The organism is Aromatoleum sp. (assembly GCF_035254505.1).
GTDB lineage: Bacteria > Pseudomonadota > Gammaproteobacteria > Burkholderiales > Rhodocyclaceae > Aromatoleum.
The window spans coordinates 12,151-27,976 of record NZ_DATFAO010000087.1; the positions used below are offsets into that span (position 1 = coordinate 12,151).

Consider the following 15,826-nt stretch of genomic DNA (forward strand, 5'->3'; position numbering starts at 1 on the left):
CATGACCCAGAGCACCACGCCAGCCAAACCGGGCGCCAGCGGCGAAGTATCTTCGCGCCTCGCATTCTTCAAGGGTCTGCAGGCACTGACCACGCGCATCCATGCGAGCAAGGACGTCGACGAGATCGTCGTCGATCTGTCATCGGATCTGTGTGCGTTGTTCGGGGCGGACCGCCTGTCATTCTTTGTCGTCGATGAGAGTGGCGCGGGGCTCATGACTCGCGTCAAGACCGGACGCGGCGCGATCGCCGGGGCACGTTTGCCGATCGACGAGAGCAGCATCGCCGGCTACGTCGCGATGACGCGCGCGCCGCTACGCCTGCACGACGTCTACGACTCGAAGGAACTGGCAGCGGTTTCGCCCAACCTGCGCTTCCGCACCGTCAGCGATACGCTGACCGGCTACGTGACGCACCAGATGCTGGCCGCTCCGATCATCGATCCGAAGTCGGGCAGTCTGCATGGTGTGATCGAGTTGATGAATCCGCTGAGTGGTGAGGATTTTTCGAACCTCGCGCTGGAGGGCCTGCTCGGGCTCAGCCAGACCCTCGGGATGGCCTTCTCCGAGCGCAGCCAGGTGCCGGGCAAGCTGCGGTCGCGCTTCCACGGCCTGATCGCCGACGGCCGCATCTCGGACGGCGATCTCCACGAGGCAATGCGGGTCGCGCGCGAGACGGGCGCGACGGTCGAGGATGCGCTCGTCGAGAAGTTCGACGTGACCCTCGCGCAGATCGGCGAGGCGGCGGGACGCTTCTTCAGCGTGCCGTACGAACCGTACCGCACTGAGCGCATCCGCCAGATGGACCTGCTCAAGCACATCAAGCGCGACTACGTGCTGCAGAACCACTGGATTCCGCTTGAGGAGACGCACGAAGGGATCATCGTTCTGACGACCGACCCGGAGCAGGTGCGCTCCTCGCACATGGCCGAGACGGTGTTCCCGAAGGCCAAGCTGTCCTATCGCGTCACGACGCGCGCCGAGTTTGCGCAGACGGTCGACCAGTACTTCGAGCCGACGATGGAGTTGGGCTCGGTCAACGACCTGCTGCACGAGCTGCTCGAGGAAGAGCAGGAAATGTCGGTCGCGGACGACGTCAACGCGGCGGCCGACAATGAGCTCGTGAAGCTCGTGAACAAGATCATCATCGACGCCCACCGCCAGGGCGCATCCGACATCCACATCGAGCCGCGCCCGGGCAAGGAAAAGACGCTGATCCGCTTCCGCAAGGACGGCACGCTGACCCCCTACATCCAGGTGCCGGCAAGCTACCGTAACCCGCTGGTGACGCGCATCAAGATCATGTGCGACCTCGACATCTCCGAGCGCCGCAAGCCGCAGGACGGCAAGATCCGCTTCCGCAAGTTCGCGCCGCTCGACATCGAGCTGCGGGTCGCGACCGTCCCCACCGCCGGCGGCATGGAAGACGTCGTGATGCGCCTGCTCGCACACAGCGAGCCGATCAAGCTCGACGCGCTCGGCCTGACGCCGCACAACCTTGAGCGCCTCAAGCGGGCGATCGTGAAGCCCTACGGCCTGTTCTTCGTCTGCGGCCCGACCGGCTCGGGCAAGACGACGACGCTGCACTCGATCCTCGGCCACATCAACACGCCGGAGACCAAGATCTGGACGGCGGAGGACCCGGTCGAAATCACGCAGAAGGGCCTGCGCCAGGTGCAGGTCAATCGCAAGGCGGGCCTCGACTTCGCGACGATGATGCGCTCCTTCCTGCGCGCCGATCCGGACGTGATCATGGTCGGCGAAATGCGCGACAAGGAGACTGTGACGGTCGGTATCGAGGCCTCGCTGACCGGCCACCTCGTGTTCTCCACGCTGCACACGAACAGCGCCCCGGAATCGATCGTGCGCCTGCTCGACATGGGCATGGACCCCTTCAACTTCGGCGACGCGCTGCTCGGCGTGCTCGCGCAGCGTCTCGCGAAGCGGCTTTGCAGCCACTGCAAGGAGGCCTACCGCCCGGACGAGGCGGAAATCCTGCAGCTGCTCGACGAATACTGCGAGGACATGGCGGCGACGCCCGATTTTCGTGCCGATGCGCCGGCCGCACGCGCTTCGATCCTCGCCCGCATGCGGGAGGCGCACGCCGACCGCGAGGGGCATTTCACGCTCTACCGCGCTGCCGGCTGCCCCGAATGCAACGGCGGCTATCGGGGCCGCGTCGGCCTGCACGAGCTGATGATCGCCTCGCCCGAGGTCAAGCGCCTGGTCCAGGAGCGTGCGCGCGTGTCGCAGCTCCTGAGCCTCGCGCTCGCCGAGGGGCTGCGCACGCTGCGCCAGGACGGCATCGAGAAGGTGTTGGCCGGCATCACCGACATCGACCAGATCCGACGCGTCTGCGTGCGTTAGGATATCGCGGGGCCCTGAAGCCCCCGCACAAGAAAAGAGGAGTGTCCCCCATGTACCGTATCGCCCCCAGCCTGTTGTCCGCCGATTTCGCCCGTCTCGGCGAGGAAGTCCGCAACGTCATCGCCTCCGGCGCGGACTGGATCCACTTCGACGTGATGGACAACCATTACGTGCCGAACCTGACGATCGGCCCGCTGGTCTGCGAGGCGATCCGCCCGCATACGACCGGGACGATCGACGTGCATCTGATGGTCAAGCCCGTCGACCGCATCATCCCGGACTTCGCCAAGGCTGGCGCGAACATGATCACCTTCCACCCGGAAGCGTCCGAGCACATCGACCGCAGCCTCTCGCTGATCCGCGATTCGGGCTGCCAGGCTGGGCTCGTGTTCAATCCCGCGACGCCGCTGCACTATCTGGACCACGCGCTCGACAAGCTCGACATGGTGCTGCTGATGAGCGTGAACCCGGGCTTCGGCGGCCAGAAATTCATTCCCGGCACGCTCGGCAAGCTGCGTGAAGCGCGCAAGCGCCTCGACGCCTACGAGGCCGAGACCGGCCGGCACATCCTGCTGCAGATCGACGGTGGCGTGAAGGTCGACAACATCGCCGAGATCGCCGCCGCGGGCGCCGACACCTTCGTCGCCGGTTCGGCCGTGTTCGGCGCGGGACGCGACACCGACCCCAACCGTTACAACACCGTGATCGCCGCGCTGCGCGCCGAGCTCGCGAAGGTGGCGAAATGAGTGGCGAAGTGAGCGCCCCACGCTTTCCGGTCCGTGCGGTGCTGTTCGACCTCGACGGCACGCTGCTCGACACCATCCAGGACCTCGCCGACGGCGCCAACCTGATGCTCGAAGAGCTCGGCCGGCCCGCGCGGCCGCTCGCCGAGATCCATTCCTTCGTCGGCAAGGGCATCCCGAACCTCGTGCGCCGCTGCATGACCGAGGACGCCCTGGCGAGCGAGGACGAGGTCGAGCACGCGATCACCGTCTTTCGCCGCCACTACGCGGACGTCAACGGCCGCAACACCCGCATTTACCCGGGCATCATCGAGACGCTGGACGCGATGCGCGAGATGTCGCTGCAGCTCGCCTGCGTGACCAACAAGGCCGCAGCCTTCACGCTGCCGCTGCTCGAGCGGATGGGGCTGATGCCGTACTTCGGCGCGGTCGTCAGCGGCGACACGCTGGCGGTGAAGAAGCCCGATCCGGGCGTCATGCACCATACCTGCGCGCTCTTGGGCGTCGAGACGGGCCACGCGCTGATGATCGGCGACTCGGCCAACGACGCGCTGGCGGCCCGTGCAGCGGGTATGCCGGTGCTGCTCGTGACCTACGGATATAGCGAGGGCATGCCGGTGGACACCATCGAATGCGATGGGCTACTATCGGACGCAACCGGCGCGCTCGACCGCATCCAGGCGGTGTGACGCGATTCCGGCACACTTCATCCAGACATCGCCATCCGATCGAGACATCGTGACCCACAAGAGCCGGGCTTCGGACAAGGAAAGCATCCAGTTTGCCGCCACGCCGTCGCGTTGGCGCAGCTGGCGCGTGTGGTGGCCTGCGGGCCGATAAAACGCCTCCGCTTTCGCGGGCGCCGCTGATGCGTCCGCACCCCTTGCCCGAATCGAACCGTTTGCCGTGGAGTCTCCATGCTTGAGCACGAATTCAACGCGCTGGCCGCGCAGGGCTACAACCGTATTCCGGTTACGCTCGAAACCTTCGCCGACCTCGACACGCCGCTGTCGATCTACCTGAAACTCGCCAACGAGCCCTACACGTACCTGCTCGAATCCGTGCAGGGCGGTGAGCGCTTCGGCCGCTACTCGATGATCGGGCTGGCGGCCTCGACCCGCATCGAAGTCTATGGCCGCTCGGCGCTGCTGCTGACCGGCAACCGTCTCGTCGAGCGTCGCGACTATGGCGATCCGCTGAACTTCGTCGCCGAATTCATGGGGCGCATCAAGGTGCCGCCGCGTGACGGCCTGCCGCGCTTCGCGGGCGGATTGGTCGGCTGCTTCGGCTACGACACGGTGCGCTACATCGAGCCGCGCCTCGCGAAGACCGAGAAGGAAGACAAGCTCGACACGCCCGACGTGCTGCTGCTGCTCTCGGAAGAGATCGCGATCGTCGACAACCTCTCGGGCAAGCTGACGCTCATCGTTTACGCGGAGCCGGAAGTGCCGGGCGCATACAAGCGCGCGAAAAAACGCCTGCGCGAACTCCTTGCGCGGCTGCGGGCGCCGGTGCAGATCCCCGAGGAGGTGCGTGCCGAGCCGCAGCCCGCGGTGTCGAGCTTCGGCGAGGAGGCCTTCAAGGCCGCCGTCAATCGGGCGAAGCAATACATCATCGACGGCGACATCATGCAGGTCGTGCTGTCGCAGCGCATGAGCAAGCCCTACGCGGCAAGCCCGATGGCGCTATACCGCGCGATCCGCTCGCTGAACCCGTCGCCCTATATGTTCTACTTCAACTTCGAGGACTTCCACGTCGTCGGCGCCTCGCCCGAGATCCTCGTGCGCCTTGATGAGGATGGCGAAGGCAAGCGCGTCACCGTGCGTCCGATCGCCGGCACGCGTCCGCGTGGCGCGACGGTGGCGGACGACCAGGCACTGGAAGCGGATCTCCTCGCCGACGAGAAGGAGCGCGCCGAGCACCTGCAACTGCTGGACCTCGGTCGCAACGATGCCGGCCGCGTCGCGGAAGTCGGCAGCGTGAAGGTCAACGAGCAATTCACGATCGAGCGCTACTCGCACGTGATGCACATCGTCTCGAACGTCGAGGCGCGGTTGAAGGACGGCTTGAATGCGCTGGCTGTGCTGCGCGCGACCTTTCCGGCGGGCACCGTCTCGGGCGCGCCGAAGCTGCGCGCGATGGAGATCATCGACGAGCTCGAACCCGTCAAGCGCGGCATCTATGCCGGTGCGGCGGGTTACATCGGCTTCCATGGCGACATGGACCTCGCGATCGCGATCCGCACCGCGGTCATCAAGGACGGCCAGATCCACGTGCAGGCCGGCGCCGGCATCGTCGCCGACTCGAACCCCGACGCCGAATGGACGGAAACGCAGAACAAGGCGCGCGCGATGCTGCGTGCGGCCGAGATGGCGGAATCCGGCCTCGATACGCGGGTCGACTGAACAAACGGCGCCAGAAGGAACCAGTCATGCTGCTGATGATCGACAACTACGACAGCTTTACCTACAACCTCGTCCAATACTTCGGCGAGCTTGGTGCCCAGGTGAAGGTGTATCGCAATGACGAAATCACCCTCGAACAGATCGCGCTGATGAAGCCCGAACACCTCGTCATCTCGCCCGGACCCTGCACGCCGGCCGAAGCGGGCGTGTCCGTGCCCGCGATCCGCGAGTTCGCCGGCAAGATCCCCATCCTCGGCGTGTGCCTCGGCCACCAGAGCATCGGCGCCGCTTTCGGCGGGAAGATCGTGCACGCGAAGAAGCTGATGCACGGCAAGACCTCGCCGGTGCATCACAACAACGTGGGCGTGTTCCGCGGTCTGCCGAACCCCGTGACCTGCACCCGCTACCATTCGCTCGCGATCGAGCGCGAGACGATGCCGGACTGTCTGGAAGTGACGGCCTGGACCGACGACGGCGAGATCATGGGCGTGCGCCATAAGACGCTCGCGGTCGAAGGGGTGCAGTTCCACCCCGAGTCGATCCTGACCGAGCACGGGCACGCGATGCTGCGTAATTTCCTCGAACAGAATTCGTCGAAGTAAGAGATCGCTATGACCATCACTGCCCAGGAAGCATTGCAGCGCACGATCGACCACCGTGAGATCTTCTACGACGAGATGCTGTCGCTGATGCGCCAGATCATGGCCGGGGAGGTGTCTCCGGTGATGACCGCGGCGATCCTGACCGGCCTGCGGGTCAAGAAGGAAACGATCGGCGAGATCACCGCGGCGGCAACCGTGATGCGCGAGCTGTCGACGAAGGTCGAGGTCGCGGGTCCCGACCAGAACTTCCTCGACATCGTCGGCACCGGCGGCGACGGCGCGAACACCTTCAACATTTCGACGACGACGATCTTCGTCGCGGCGGCCGCGGGCGCCCGCGTCGCCAAGCACGGCGGGCGCAGCGTGTCCTCGAAGAGCGGCGCGGCCGACGTGCTCGAATCGCTGGGCGTGAAGCTCGGCATCGCGCCGGAGCAGGTCGCCGAGTCGATCGAAGCGACCGGCATCGGCTTCATGTTTGCCCCGGCCCACCACAGCGCGATGAAGAACGTCGCGCCGGTGCGCCGCGAGATGGGCGTGCGCACGATCTTCAACATCCTGGGGCCGCTGACGAATCCGGCCGGTGCGCCGAATACGCTGATGGGTGTGTTCCACCCGGATCTGGTCGGTATCCAGGCACGCGTAATGCAACGCCTCGGCGCGAAGCACGTGCTTGTCGTCTATGGTATGGACGGCATGGACGAGGTGAGCCTCGGCTCCGCGACGATGGTCGGCGAGCTGAAGGACGGCGAGATCCGCGAGTACCAGATCCATCCCGAGGACTTCGGTCTGACGATGGCGGGCACACGCAATCTGGCGGTCGCGTCGCCCGAGGAGTCGAAGGCGACGCTGCTCGGCGTGCTCGACAACAAGCCGGGGCCCGCGCGCGAGATCGTGATCCTGAACGCGGGGGTCGCGTTGTACACGGCGAACCTCGTCGACTCGATCGCCGCCGGTGTCGTGAAGGCGCGCGAGATCGTCGTGAGCGGCGCAGCGCGGGCCAAGCTCGAGGAGTTCGTTGCCTTTAACCGCAAATTCGCGTGAGGCCGAGATGAGCGACATCCTGAACAAGATCCTCGCCGTAAAGGCCGAGGAAGTGGCCGCCGGCGAGGCGCTGCGTTCGCTCGAGCGCGTGCGTGCCGAGGCCGAGGCGGCTCCTGCGCCGCGCGATTTCGTCGGCGCGATCCGCGCGAAGATCGCCGCGGGCGACGCCGCCGTGATCGCCGAGGTCAAGAAGGCGAGCCCGTCGAAGGGCGTGATCCGGCCTGACTTCGTCCCAGCCGAGATCGCCGTGCAGTACGAGCGCGCGGGCGCGGCCTGCCTGTCGGTACTGACCGACCGGCAATTTTTCCAGGGCGCGCCGGAATACCTGCAGGCCGCCCGCGCGGCCTGCGAGCTGCCGGTGCTGCGCAAGGACTTCCTCGTCGATCCGTGGCAGGTCTTCGAGGCGCGCGCGATGGGCGCGGATGCGATCCTGCTGATCGCCGCGGCGCTCGATCTCGCACAGATGCAGGAGATGGAAGCGATCGCCACGAGTCTCGGCATGGCCGTGCTCGTCGAGGTGCACAACGCCGAAGAGCTCGATGTCGCGCTGCAGCTCGCGACGCCGCTCGTCGGCATCAATAACCGCAACCTGCGCACTTTCGAGGTCAGCCTGCAGACGACGCTGGACCTTCTTGCGCGCATTCCCGCCGGACGCATCGTCGTCACCGAGTCCGGCATCCTCAAGCCTGAGGACGTGGCGCTGATGCGTTCGAACGCCGTCCACGCCTTCCTCGTCGGCGAAGCCTTCATGCGTGCACCAGACCCCGGCGAGGAGCTGCGCGCGTTGTTCGGCTGAACGGGGCGGCGCACCGTGTCGCCGCGTCTTGTCCGCCTCTTCTGGCTCGTCGTCCGGACGCTCTTGGGCGTTGCGGCGGCAGCCGGCTTCGTTGTGCTCGCACTGTGGTGGCTGGTCGCGACCGAGTCCGGGCTGGGCGCGGCGACCGGACTTGTCGCAGTACTCACGGGCGGCGAGGTGCGCATCGAGTCGGCTACGGGACGTCTCGCCGGACCGTTGCAGATCGGCGCGCTGCATATCCGGCGGCCGGATCTGCATCTCGATGTGCAGGGCATCACGCTTTATTGGCGCTCTGACCTGATCGAGGAGCGCCGTCTCGTGATCAGCGCGCTCACGGCCGAGCGCGTCGAATTCTCCACTCCGCCCGACGAGGCGCCCAAGCCACCGACGGTTCCCGAGCTGCTGTCCCTGCCGCTGCCTGTCGCGATCCAGCGGCTGAGTGTCGGCGAGCTGCTGCAGCGCGAATGGATCGCGGACGAGCCGGCGGCGTCCGCGGCGCAAGCCGAGGCGGCGGTTCGATTCAGCGCGTCCGGACTCGTGCTGAGCGCGGAAAGCGATGGTCGACACCATCGTATCCATGAAGCCGAGGTGCAACTGCCCTTCGGTCACGCGACGGTTTCCGGCGAAATCGACGGCACCGCGGCGCCGTATAGGTTTGCGGCTTCAGGATCTTTGCAGGGCGTCTACGAGGGGCGCGACTACCGCATCGAGGTCCAGGCCGACGGCGATCTCGTCGCGCCGCGTCTGCAGCTGAAGGCCGAGGGCGCGGGGCTGCACGGCGACGCCGAGGTGCTGGCGGCGCCCTTTGCGCCCGTCCCGCTGCGCCGCGCGCGCGTCGCGCTCGGGGAGCTCGATCCCGCGCTCTTCAAGCCCCAGGCACCGCATGCCGCACTGCATCTGCTGGCCGATCTGCAGCCCGAGCCGGTGCCGGATGGCACGGGCTGGGGGGTGATCGGGCCGATACGGATCGACAACAAGTGCCCGGCGAAAATCGATCGCCAAGGCCTTCCATTTACGCAGATGAGTGCTCGCATCCGCTGGGTGCCGGGCCGCCTGAATGCCACCGATCTGTCCCTGTCCTTGCCCGGCAAGGGGCGGATGAGCGGCGACGTGGAATGGAGGATGCCGGCGTCCGGGACCTCGGGGGTCGGCAGCCTTACCGCAGCGCTGCAGCTTGCTGCGGTCGAACTGGCGCAACTCGACGGCCGCTTGCCGGCGACCGCAGTCGCTGGGCGGCTGCAGGCGAAAGGCGACGAGGCGCAGCAGCACGTGGAGCTCGACGTGAAGGCGGGCGCCGCGCGCGTCGGCGGAGCCGGGACGCTGACCGCCGTGGCAGGCGGCAAGACGCGCAAGGTGGCGGCTCAGGTCGCCGTCGATATTCCGTCGCTCGCGGATCTGCAAAAAGGCTATGCGGGAAGCGCGAAACTGGATGCCGTCTTGGCGGGCACGCTCGACGAGCCCGAGGGCAGCCTGCAGCTAGAAGCGCGCAAGCTGGCCGGTCCGGACGGCTATCGCCTCGCATCGCTCGTCGCCGACGCGAAAATTGGCGCCGGAGCAGACGGCCTGATCGACGTGAAGGCGGAGCTCAGCGATCTCACGCAAGTGGGGCCTGAACGCACGACGCCCCAAACCGTGACGCAGTGGGTGGACCGGGCGAGTTTCGTCGCCAGTGGCAGGCGCAGCGAGCACGTGGCCGAACTGACGGCGAGCGGACTCGCGAAGGACAGCGTCCGTCTGCGGCTGCAGGGCGGACTGCCGGGGGCGAACTGGGCGGCCGTGAGCGGATGGCAGGGGCGGCTGATGGCGCTGGAGACCGCGGGGCGTTTCCCGTTGCGGCTGGAGGATGCGACTGGGCTGGAGTTTGCCCGCGGCCGCATGACGCTCGCGCCGGCCGTGGTCGACGCCGGCGAGCGCGGGCGCATCCGGCTCGTCGAAACGGAATGGACGCCAGCGCGCACGGTGCTGCGCGGTTCGCTCAGCGGGCTCGGTTTCGGCCTCGTGCCGGGCGCGGACGGCATGCCGAAACGGGCGCAGGGTTCGCTGATCCTCGGCGCGGAGTGGAACTTGCGCCTCGAACAGACAGCCGAAGGTTCGGCGCGGATCTTCCGTGAGTCGGGCGACCTGGAGCTCGCCGATGAAGTGCCGGTCCGGCTGGGGCTGCAGCAGGCCGAAGTCCGCCTGTCGGCGCGGGAGAACCGCATTGCGCTCGGCTGGGAGGCGCGTGGGACGGAATTCGGCCAGATCTCCGGTTCAGCGACCGCGCTTGCCGAGCGCGGTCCGGACGGGGCCTGGCGGCTCGCGCCCGATGCGCCGCTCCTCGGTTCGGCGAGCCTGAAGATGCCCTCACTGACCTGGATCGGCCGGCTGATGCAGGAGCACGTCGTCACCGGCGGCAGCGTCGACGCAAGCCTCGCGCTTTCGGGGACGCCGGCGAACCCGCGGGCGAGCGGGCGCATCGATGGCAGTGCGCTCGCGCTGGCGCTCGTCGATCAGGGCATGATGCTCTCGGGAGGCGACCTGCACGCCGAGTTCGATCGCGATCATCTCTACCTGCGCAAGCTGGAGTTCGTGTCGCCGAATCGCGTGCGCCCGAACGATTCCCGCCTGCCGGTCGACCGCCTGACGCGCGAACCGGGTCGTTTGTCGGTCGTGGGCCAGGTTGCGCTCGACAGCGGAGCCGGCGATTTCCATTACGAGGCGACGCGCTTGCCGATCCTGCAGCGTGCGGATCGCTGGCTGATCCTCTCCGGATCAGGCACTGCGAAGAGCACCTGGACGAGTGTCGACGTCGTCGCGAAGCTGCGTGCCGATGCGGGCTTCGTCGGGCTCGCGGAGTCGCCCCCGCCCGCACTGTCGGACGACGTCGTGATTCTCGGGCGGACGCCGAAACAGACCGGTAGCACCTTCGGTGTCGGCGCCGATGTGACGATGTCGTTTGGCGATCACTTCCAGCTCACGGCCCTGGGGCTCGACACGCGTCTCGCCGGCGAACTCCACCTGCTCCAGCGGCCGGGTCGCGGGCTGAGCGCCGTGGGTTCGATCAACGCCGCCGGCGGCACCTATCGCGGTTACGGCCAGACGATGAGCATCGAGCGGGGGCTGATCAATTTCCAGGGACCGCTCGACAATCCCGGGCTGAATGTGCGGGCGCTGCGCAAGGGGCTGGCGGTCGAGGCGGGGATCGAGATCGACGGCACCGTGCGTCGGCCGCGCGTGCATCTCGTGTCCGAGCCGAACGTACCGGACCCGGAGAAGCTGTCGTGGATCGTGTTTGGACGGGCGCCGAACGCCGGACGCGGCGCCGACCTGGGGATGCTGCTGCCGGCCGCGCAGGCACTGCTCGGCGGACCGGGCGGCGGCATGACGGAACAGTTGCAGCGCAGCCTGGGCTTCGACGAGCTGTCGATCGGGCAAGGGGAGTTGGGGGGCGTCACGCGCACCGCGACGAGCCGCGTCGTCGGCGAGGGCACCATCGTGAGCGGCGGCGAAAACGTCAGCACGCAGGTGCTTACAGTCGGCAAGCGGCTGTCGTCCGACCTGATGCTATCTTTTGAACAAAGCCTCGGCGGGGCGGAGAGCCTCGTTCGCCTGACCTATCAGCTTACTCGTCAACTATCGCTCGTGGCGCGTTCCGGCACGGATAATTCAGCCGATATTTATTTCACAATCTCGTTCGAATAATTGGGGAATCGCCGGCCGTCGTCGTTGTCTCATTCGCGGGACATCATGGGGAGAATCCGATGACTGATAACGACATGCCTGTATCACGCGAAGTTGCGATTTTGGCAGGTGGCTGTTTCTGGTGTCTGGAAGCGGTTTTCAAGGACGTCGAAGGTGTTGCGTCCGTGACTTCCGGTTATACCGGCGGGCGGACCGACGCGCCCACCTACCAGCAGGTATGTGAAGGCGGCACCGGCCATGCAGAAGCGGTGCAGATTGCGTTCGACCCGGCGGTGATCAGCTACAAGGACCTGCTGGAAATTTTTTTCGCGATTCACGACCCGACCAGCGTTAACCGGCAAGGCAACGACATCGGTACGCAATATCGGTCGGCAATTTTTGCGACGAGCGACGAACAACTGCATACCGCATTGGACCTGATCGAATACTTGGGCGAGACGCGCGCGTATCCAAGCGCCATCGTGACCAAGGTCGAGCGGGCCGGGCGGTTCTGGCCGGCCGAGGCGTACCACCACAACTACTACGTACGCAATGCCGACCAGCCATACTGCCAGTACGTGGTTGCGCCGAAAATCGCCAAATTCCGCGAAAAGTTTGCCAGCAGGAGAAGAAAACCCGATTAATATTGCTGCTTTAACCTCCCCAGGAGAATACCGATGTCCCAGACCACCACCGACAGCGGCCTCATCATCGAAGATCTGGAAGTCGGCGCCGGTGCCACCGCCGTCAAGGGCAAGCGCGTGTCCGTGCATTACACGGGCTGGCTGACCGACGGCCGTAAGTTCGATTCGAGCAAGGATCGCAACGACCCGTTCGACTTCCCGCTCGGTGCCGGTCACGTCATCCGCGGCTGGGACGAAGGGGTGCAAGGAATGCAGGAAGGCGGCAAGCGCAAGCTGACGATTCCGCCGCAGCTTGGCTATGGCGCGCGCGGCGCCGGCGGCGTGATCCCGCCCAACGCGACCCTGGTGTTCGAAGTCGAATTGCTGAAGGTTCTCTAAGAACCGGCGAGACAACGGAGGGCGCTGCTGCCTGCGGGCGGCGGCGCGGGCGCTCGATGCGTCCCCATAACAACGAAAAGGGGGAAACATGAAGCTCGACCAGGCGCAGCGACGCATCCTGACCTTGCTACAGAAGGATTCGTCCGTCAGCACCCAGCACTTGGCCGAAAAGGTCGGGCTGTCCCCTTCACCGTGCTGGCGGCGGGTGCGGGAGTTGGAGGAGGCGGGGCTGATCCGGGGTTACGTCGCGCTGGTCGATCGCAACAAGGTCGGCCTGAGCACCTGCGTATGGGTGCGGGTGCGGCTGAAGAAGCACAGCGCCGATGTGCTGGAGCGCTTCGAGCAGGTCGTGAAGGGCTGCGAAGAAGTCGTCGAGTGCTACGAGCTGCTCGGCGAGACCGACTGCCTGTTGAAGCTCTACCTGCCGAACCTCGAAGCCTTCTCGCAGTTCATGCACAACTTCCTGCTCAAGATTCCGGAAGTCGACGTCACGCATTCGAGCGTCGCGCTGCGCGAGATCAAGAACGAGACGGCGCTGCCGCTGTAACGCGGGCAGCGCCGATTTTTTGCTGTCGCGCTCAGGCGGCGATTTCCTCGATTTCTTCGCCGAGATAGGCGCTGCGCACCTTCGGGTCGTTGAGCAGATCCTTGCCCGTGCCTTCGAGCGTGACGTGACCGCCTTCCATCACGTAGGCACGCTCCGACACTTCAAGCGCGAGATTGGCGTTCTGCTCGACGAGCAGCACCGCCATGCCTTCGCGCGTAATCGTGTGGATCACCTCGAAGATCTTTTCGACGACGAGCGGCGCCAAGCCCATCGAAGGCTCATCCAGCAGCAGCACCTGCGGGCGCGACAGGAGCGCGCGGCCGATCGCGACCATCTGTTGCTCGCCGCCAGAGAGCGTGCCCGCGGTCTGATGCAGGCGCTCCTTGACGCGCGGCAGCATGGTGAAGACCTTTTCCATGTCGGCGGCGACCCCGTCCGCATCGCGGCGCGTGTAGGCGCCAGTCTGCAGATTTTCTTCGACCGACAGGCGCGTGAAGATGCCGCGGCCTTCGGGTACGAGCGCCAAGCCCTGGCGCAGGCGCAGGTGCGAGGGCAGCTTGCCGATCTCCTGGCCGGCGTAGAGGACCTCGCCGCTCGCCATGGGCACAATGCCGGCGAGCGTGTTGAGCGTCGTGGTCTTGCCGGCACCGTTCGCGCCGATCAGCGAGACCAGTTCGCCCTTGTTGAGCGTCAGGCTGATGCCCTTGACGGCCTGGATGCCGCCGTAGGCGACCTTCAGGTTGCGGACTTGCAGGATCGGCGAGGAATTTTCAGTGCGCACGATGGCCTCCCAGGTAGGCTCGGATGACGTCGGGGTCGCGCTGGACCTCGGCCGGGGTGCCTTCGGCGATCTTCTTGCCGAAGTCGAGGACGGCGACGCGGTCGCATAGTCCCATGATGAGTTTCACGTCGTGCTCGATCAGCAGCACGGTGACGCCGTCGGCGCGGATCGTCTCGACCAGCGCACGCAGGCCCGCCGTTTCGGTCGCGTTCATGCCGGCAGCCGGTTCGTCGAGTGCAAGAAGCTGCGGCTCGGTCGCGAGCGCCCGGGCGATCTCGAGGCGGCGCTGGTCTCCGTAGGAGAGGTTCTTCGCGACCGTATCGGCGTGGCGGCCGATGCCGACGTAGTCGAGGATCTCCAGTGCGCGTTCCTGCATCAGGCGCTCTTCCTCGCGGGTGGCGCGGGTCTGTGCGAGCACGCCCCAGATGCCGGCCGACGAGCGGATGTGGTGGCCGGCCATCACGTTCTCGAGCGCAGTGAGTTCGCGGAAGAGGCGGATGTTCTGGAAGGTGCGCGCGATGCCGTGCTGCACGATGAGGTGGGGCTTGCCCCCGGGCAGTTCCGCGCCGTTCATGACGAACTCGCCGCCGTCGATCGGGTAGGCGCCGGTCAGCACATTGAAGAAGGTCGTCTTGCCGGCACCGTTCGGTCCAATCAGGCCGTAGACCTCGCCGCGATGGATCTTCAGCGACACGTCGGTGAGCGCCTGCAGGCCGCCGAAGCGCTTATTGACGGTGCGGGATTCGAGCAGCGTGATCATGCGTTTCTCCGGTCACGATGGGCATAGCGGGTACGGGCGGGCAGGAGTCCCGCGGGGCGGACGAGCATCATCACGATCATCGCCAGCGACAGCAGCAGCATGCGCAGCACTTCGGGATCGAGGAGCGTCTTGCCGAAGAGCGCCATCTGCATCGGCACTGCGAAGTGGCGCAGCAGTTCGGGCAGCGCGGTCAGCAGCACGGCGCCCAGGACGACGCCGGCGAGGTTGCCCATGCCGCCGAGCACGACCATCGTCAGCACGACGATCGATTCGGTGAGGCTGAAGCTCTCGGGGCTGACGAAGCCCTGGAAGGCCGAGAAGAGGCCGCCGGCGACGCCGCCGAAAGTTGCGCCCATCGCGAAGGCCAGGAGCTTCATCGCGCGGGTGTCGATGCCGATCGCCTTGGCGGCGAGCTCATCGTCGCGGATCGCGGCCCAGGCGCGGCCGATGCGCGAGATCTGGCAGCGACGCACGAGGATCAGCGCAGCCACGACGCAGGCGAGGAAGGCGTAGTAATAGAGCACGACCGAGGGTGTGTGCAGCCCGAAAATGCTCGTATCCATCGACAGATCCACGCCGCCGATCACCAGCGGGTCGATCGAGTCGATGCCCTGGGGGCCGTTGGTGATGTTGATCGGCTGGTTCAGGTTGTTCATGAAGATGCGGATGATCTCGCCGAAGCCCAGCGTCACGATCGCGAGGTAGTCGCCGCGCAGCCTCAGGGTCGGGAAGCCGAGCGTGATGCCGGCTGCCGCCGCGAAGGCCGCGCCCAGCGGCAGCACCACCCAGAAGGGCAGGTGGATGCCGAAGTGCGGCGACGCGAGGAAGGCCCAGGTGTAGGCGCCGACCGCGTAGAAGGCGATGTAGCCGAGGTCCAGCAGGCCGGCGAAGCCGACCACCAGGTTGAGGCCGATCGCCAGCATCACGTACAGCATCGCGAAGTCGAGCACGCGCACCCAACTCTTGCCGAAGGAGAGCGCGACGATCGGCGCGACGAGTGCGAGCAGGATGACGAGCGGGCGTTGCACGCGCGGGTCGAGCGAGAAGCCCGCCGGCAGCGTGAGGGTCGAGGAAGTCGTGGTCATGTCTGTCTTTCCTGTTCAG

At 66.4% G+C, this 15,826-nt stretch carries 14 protein-coding genes; 11 read left to right on the forward strand and 3 right to left on the reverse strand.

Going from position 1 to position 15,826, the window contains the following annotated elements:
- Position 1: 1 nt before the first annotated feature.
- The 11 genes from VJ673_RS17720 to VJ673_RS17770 all read left to right on the forward strand — a co-directional run bounded on the left by VJ673_RS17720 (position 2) and on the right by VJ673_RS17770 (position 13,181).
- Positions 2-2,365 carry a GspE/PulE family protein gene (locus VJ673_RS17720; RefSeq protein WP_324127487.1) on the forward strand — a complete coding sequence of 788 codons (2,364 nt, stop codon included), beginning with the start codon at positions 2-4 and terminating at the stop codon, positions 2,363-2,365.
- A gap of 50 nt (positions 2,366-2,415) precedes the next feature.
- Positions 2,416-3,111 (forward strand): ribulose-phosphate 3-epimerase, encoded by a 696-nt coding sequence (gene rpe / locus VJ673_RS17725; protein ID WP_324127488.1) that lies wholly within the window; start codon positions 2,416-2,418, stop codon positions 3,109-3,111.
- Positions 3,108-3,797, forward strand: a complete 690-nt coding sequence (locus tag VJ673_RS17730) for a phosphoglycolate phosphatase (RefSeq protein WP_324127490.1) — start codon at positions 3,108-3,110, stop codon at positions 3,795-3,797. Before rpe ends, VJ673_RS17730 begins: the two co-directional genes overlap by 4 nt.
- 228 nt (positions 3,798-4,025) lie before the next feature.
- Complete coding sequence (gene trpE / locus VJ673_RS17735; protein WP_324127491.1) at positions 4,026-5,513, forward strand: anthranilate synthase component I; 1,488 nt, start codon at positions 4,026-4,028, stop codon at positions 5,511-5,513.
- A 26-nt stretch (positions 5,514-5,539) separates the two neighbouring features.
- A complete protein-coding gene (locus VJ673_RS17740) occupies positions 5,540-6,115 on the forward strand; it encodes an aminodeoxychorismate/anthranilate synthase component II (protein ID WP_324127492.1) in 576 nt (191 codons plus the stop codon).
- Between the two features lie 9 nt (positions 6,116-6,124).
- Positions 6,125-7,156: an anthranilate phosphoribosyltransferase gene (gene trpD / locus VJ673_RS17745; RefSeq protein ID WP_324127493.1), complete on the forward strand. Its 1,032-nt coding sequence runs from the start codon at positions 6,125-6,127 to the stop codon at positions 7,154-7,156.
- A 7-nt stretch (positions 7,157-7,163) separates the two neighbouring features.
- Positions 7,164-7,952, forward strand: a complete 789-nt coding sequence (gene trpC, locus VJ673_RS17750) for an indole-3-glycerol phosphate synthase TrpC (protein ID WP_324127494.1) — start codon at positions 7,164-7,166, stop codon at positions 7,950-7,952.
- Between the two features lie 15 nt (positions 7,953-7,967).
- Entirely contained in the window at positions 7,968-11,633 is a 3,666-nt protein-coding gene (locus tag VJ673_RS17755; RefSeq protein ID WP_324127495.1) for a translocation/assembly module TamB domain-containing protein, read from the forward strand.
- A gap of 59 nt (positions 11,634-11,692) precedes the next feature.
- Positions 11,693-12,256, forward strand: coding sequence for a peptide-methionine (S)-S-oxide reductase MsrA (gene msrA / locus VJ673_RS17760; protein ID WP_324127496.1), 564 nt, complete (start codon positions 11,693-11,695; stop codon positions 12,254-12,256).
- A 33-nt stretch (positions 12,257-12,289) separates the two neighbouring features.
- Positions 12,290-12,634 (forward strand): FKBP-type peptidyl-prolyl cis-trans isomerase, encoded by a 345-nt coding sequence (locus VJ673_RS17765; protein WP_324127497.1) that lies wholly within the window; start codon positions 12,290-12,292, stop codon positions 12,632-12,634.
- An 88-nt stretch (positions 12,635-12,722) separates the two neighbouring features.
- The gene (locus VJ673_RS17770; protein ID WP_015437253.1) at positions 12,723-13,181 is read left to right on the forward strand and encodes an Lrp/AsnC family transcriptional regulator; all 459 of its coding nucleotides are present in this window, start codon (positions 12,723-12,725) and stop codon (positions 13,179-13,181) included.
- A gap of 31 nt (positions 13,182-13,212) precedes the next feature.
- On the opposite strand, the gene VJ673_RS17775 is transcribed toward VJ673_RS17770, so the two are convergent.
- The 3 genes from VJ673_RS17775 to VJ673_RS17785 are packed head-to-tail and all read right to left on the reverse strand — an operon-like array spanning position 13,213 to position 15,807.
- Positions 13,213-13,962, reverse strand: a complete 750-nt coding sequence (locus VJ673_RS17775; protein ID WP_324127498.1) for an ABC transporter ATP-binding protein — start codon at positions 13,960-13,962, stop codon at positions 13,213-13,215.
- Positions 13,952-14,722 (reverse strand): ABC transporter ATP-binding protein, encoded by a 771-nt coding sequence (locus VJ673_RS17780; protein WP_324127499.1) that lies wholly within the window; start codon positions 14,720-14,722, stop codon positions 13,952-13,954. Before VJ673_RS17780 ends, VJ673_RS17775 begins: the two co-directional genes overlap by 11 nt.
- Positions 14,719-15,807: an ABC transporter permease subunit gene (locus tag VJ673_RS17785; protein WP_324127500.1), complete on the reverse strand. Its 1,089-nt coding sequence runs from the start codon at positions 15,805-15,807 to the stop codon at positions 14,719-14,721. Before VJ673_RS17785 ends, VJ673_RS17780 begins: the two co-directional genes overlap by 4 nt.
- Between the last annotated feature and the right edge of the window lie 19 nt (positions 15,808-15,826).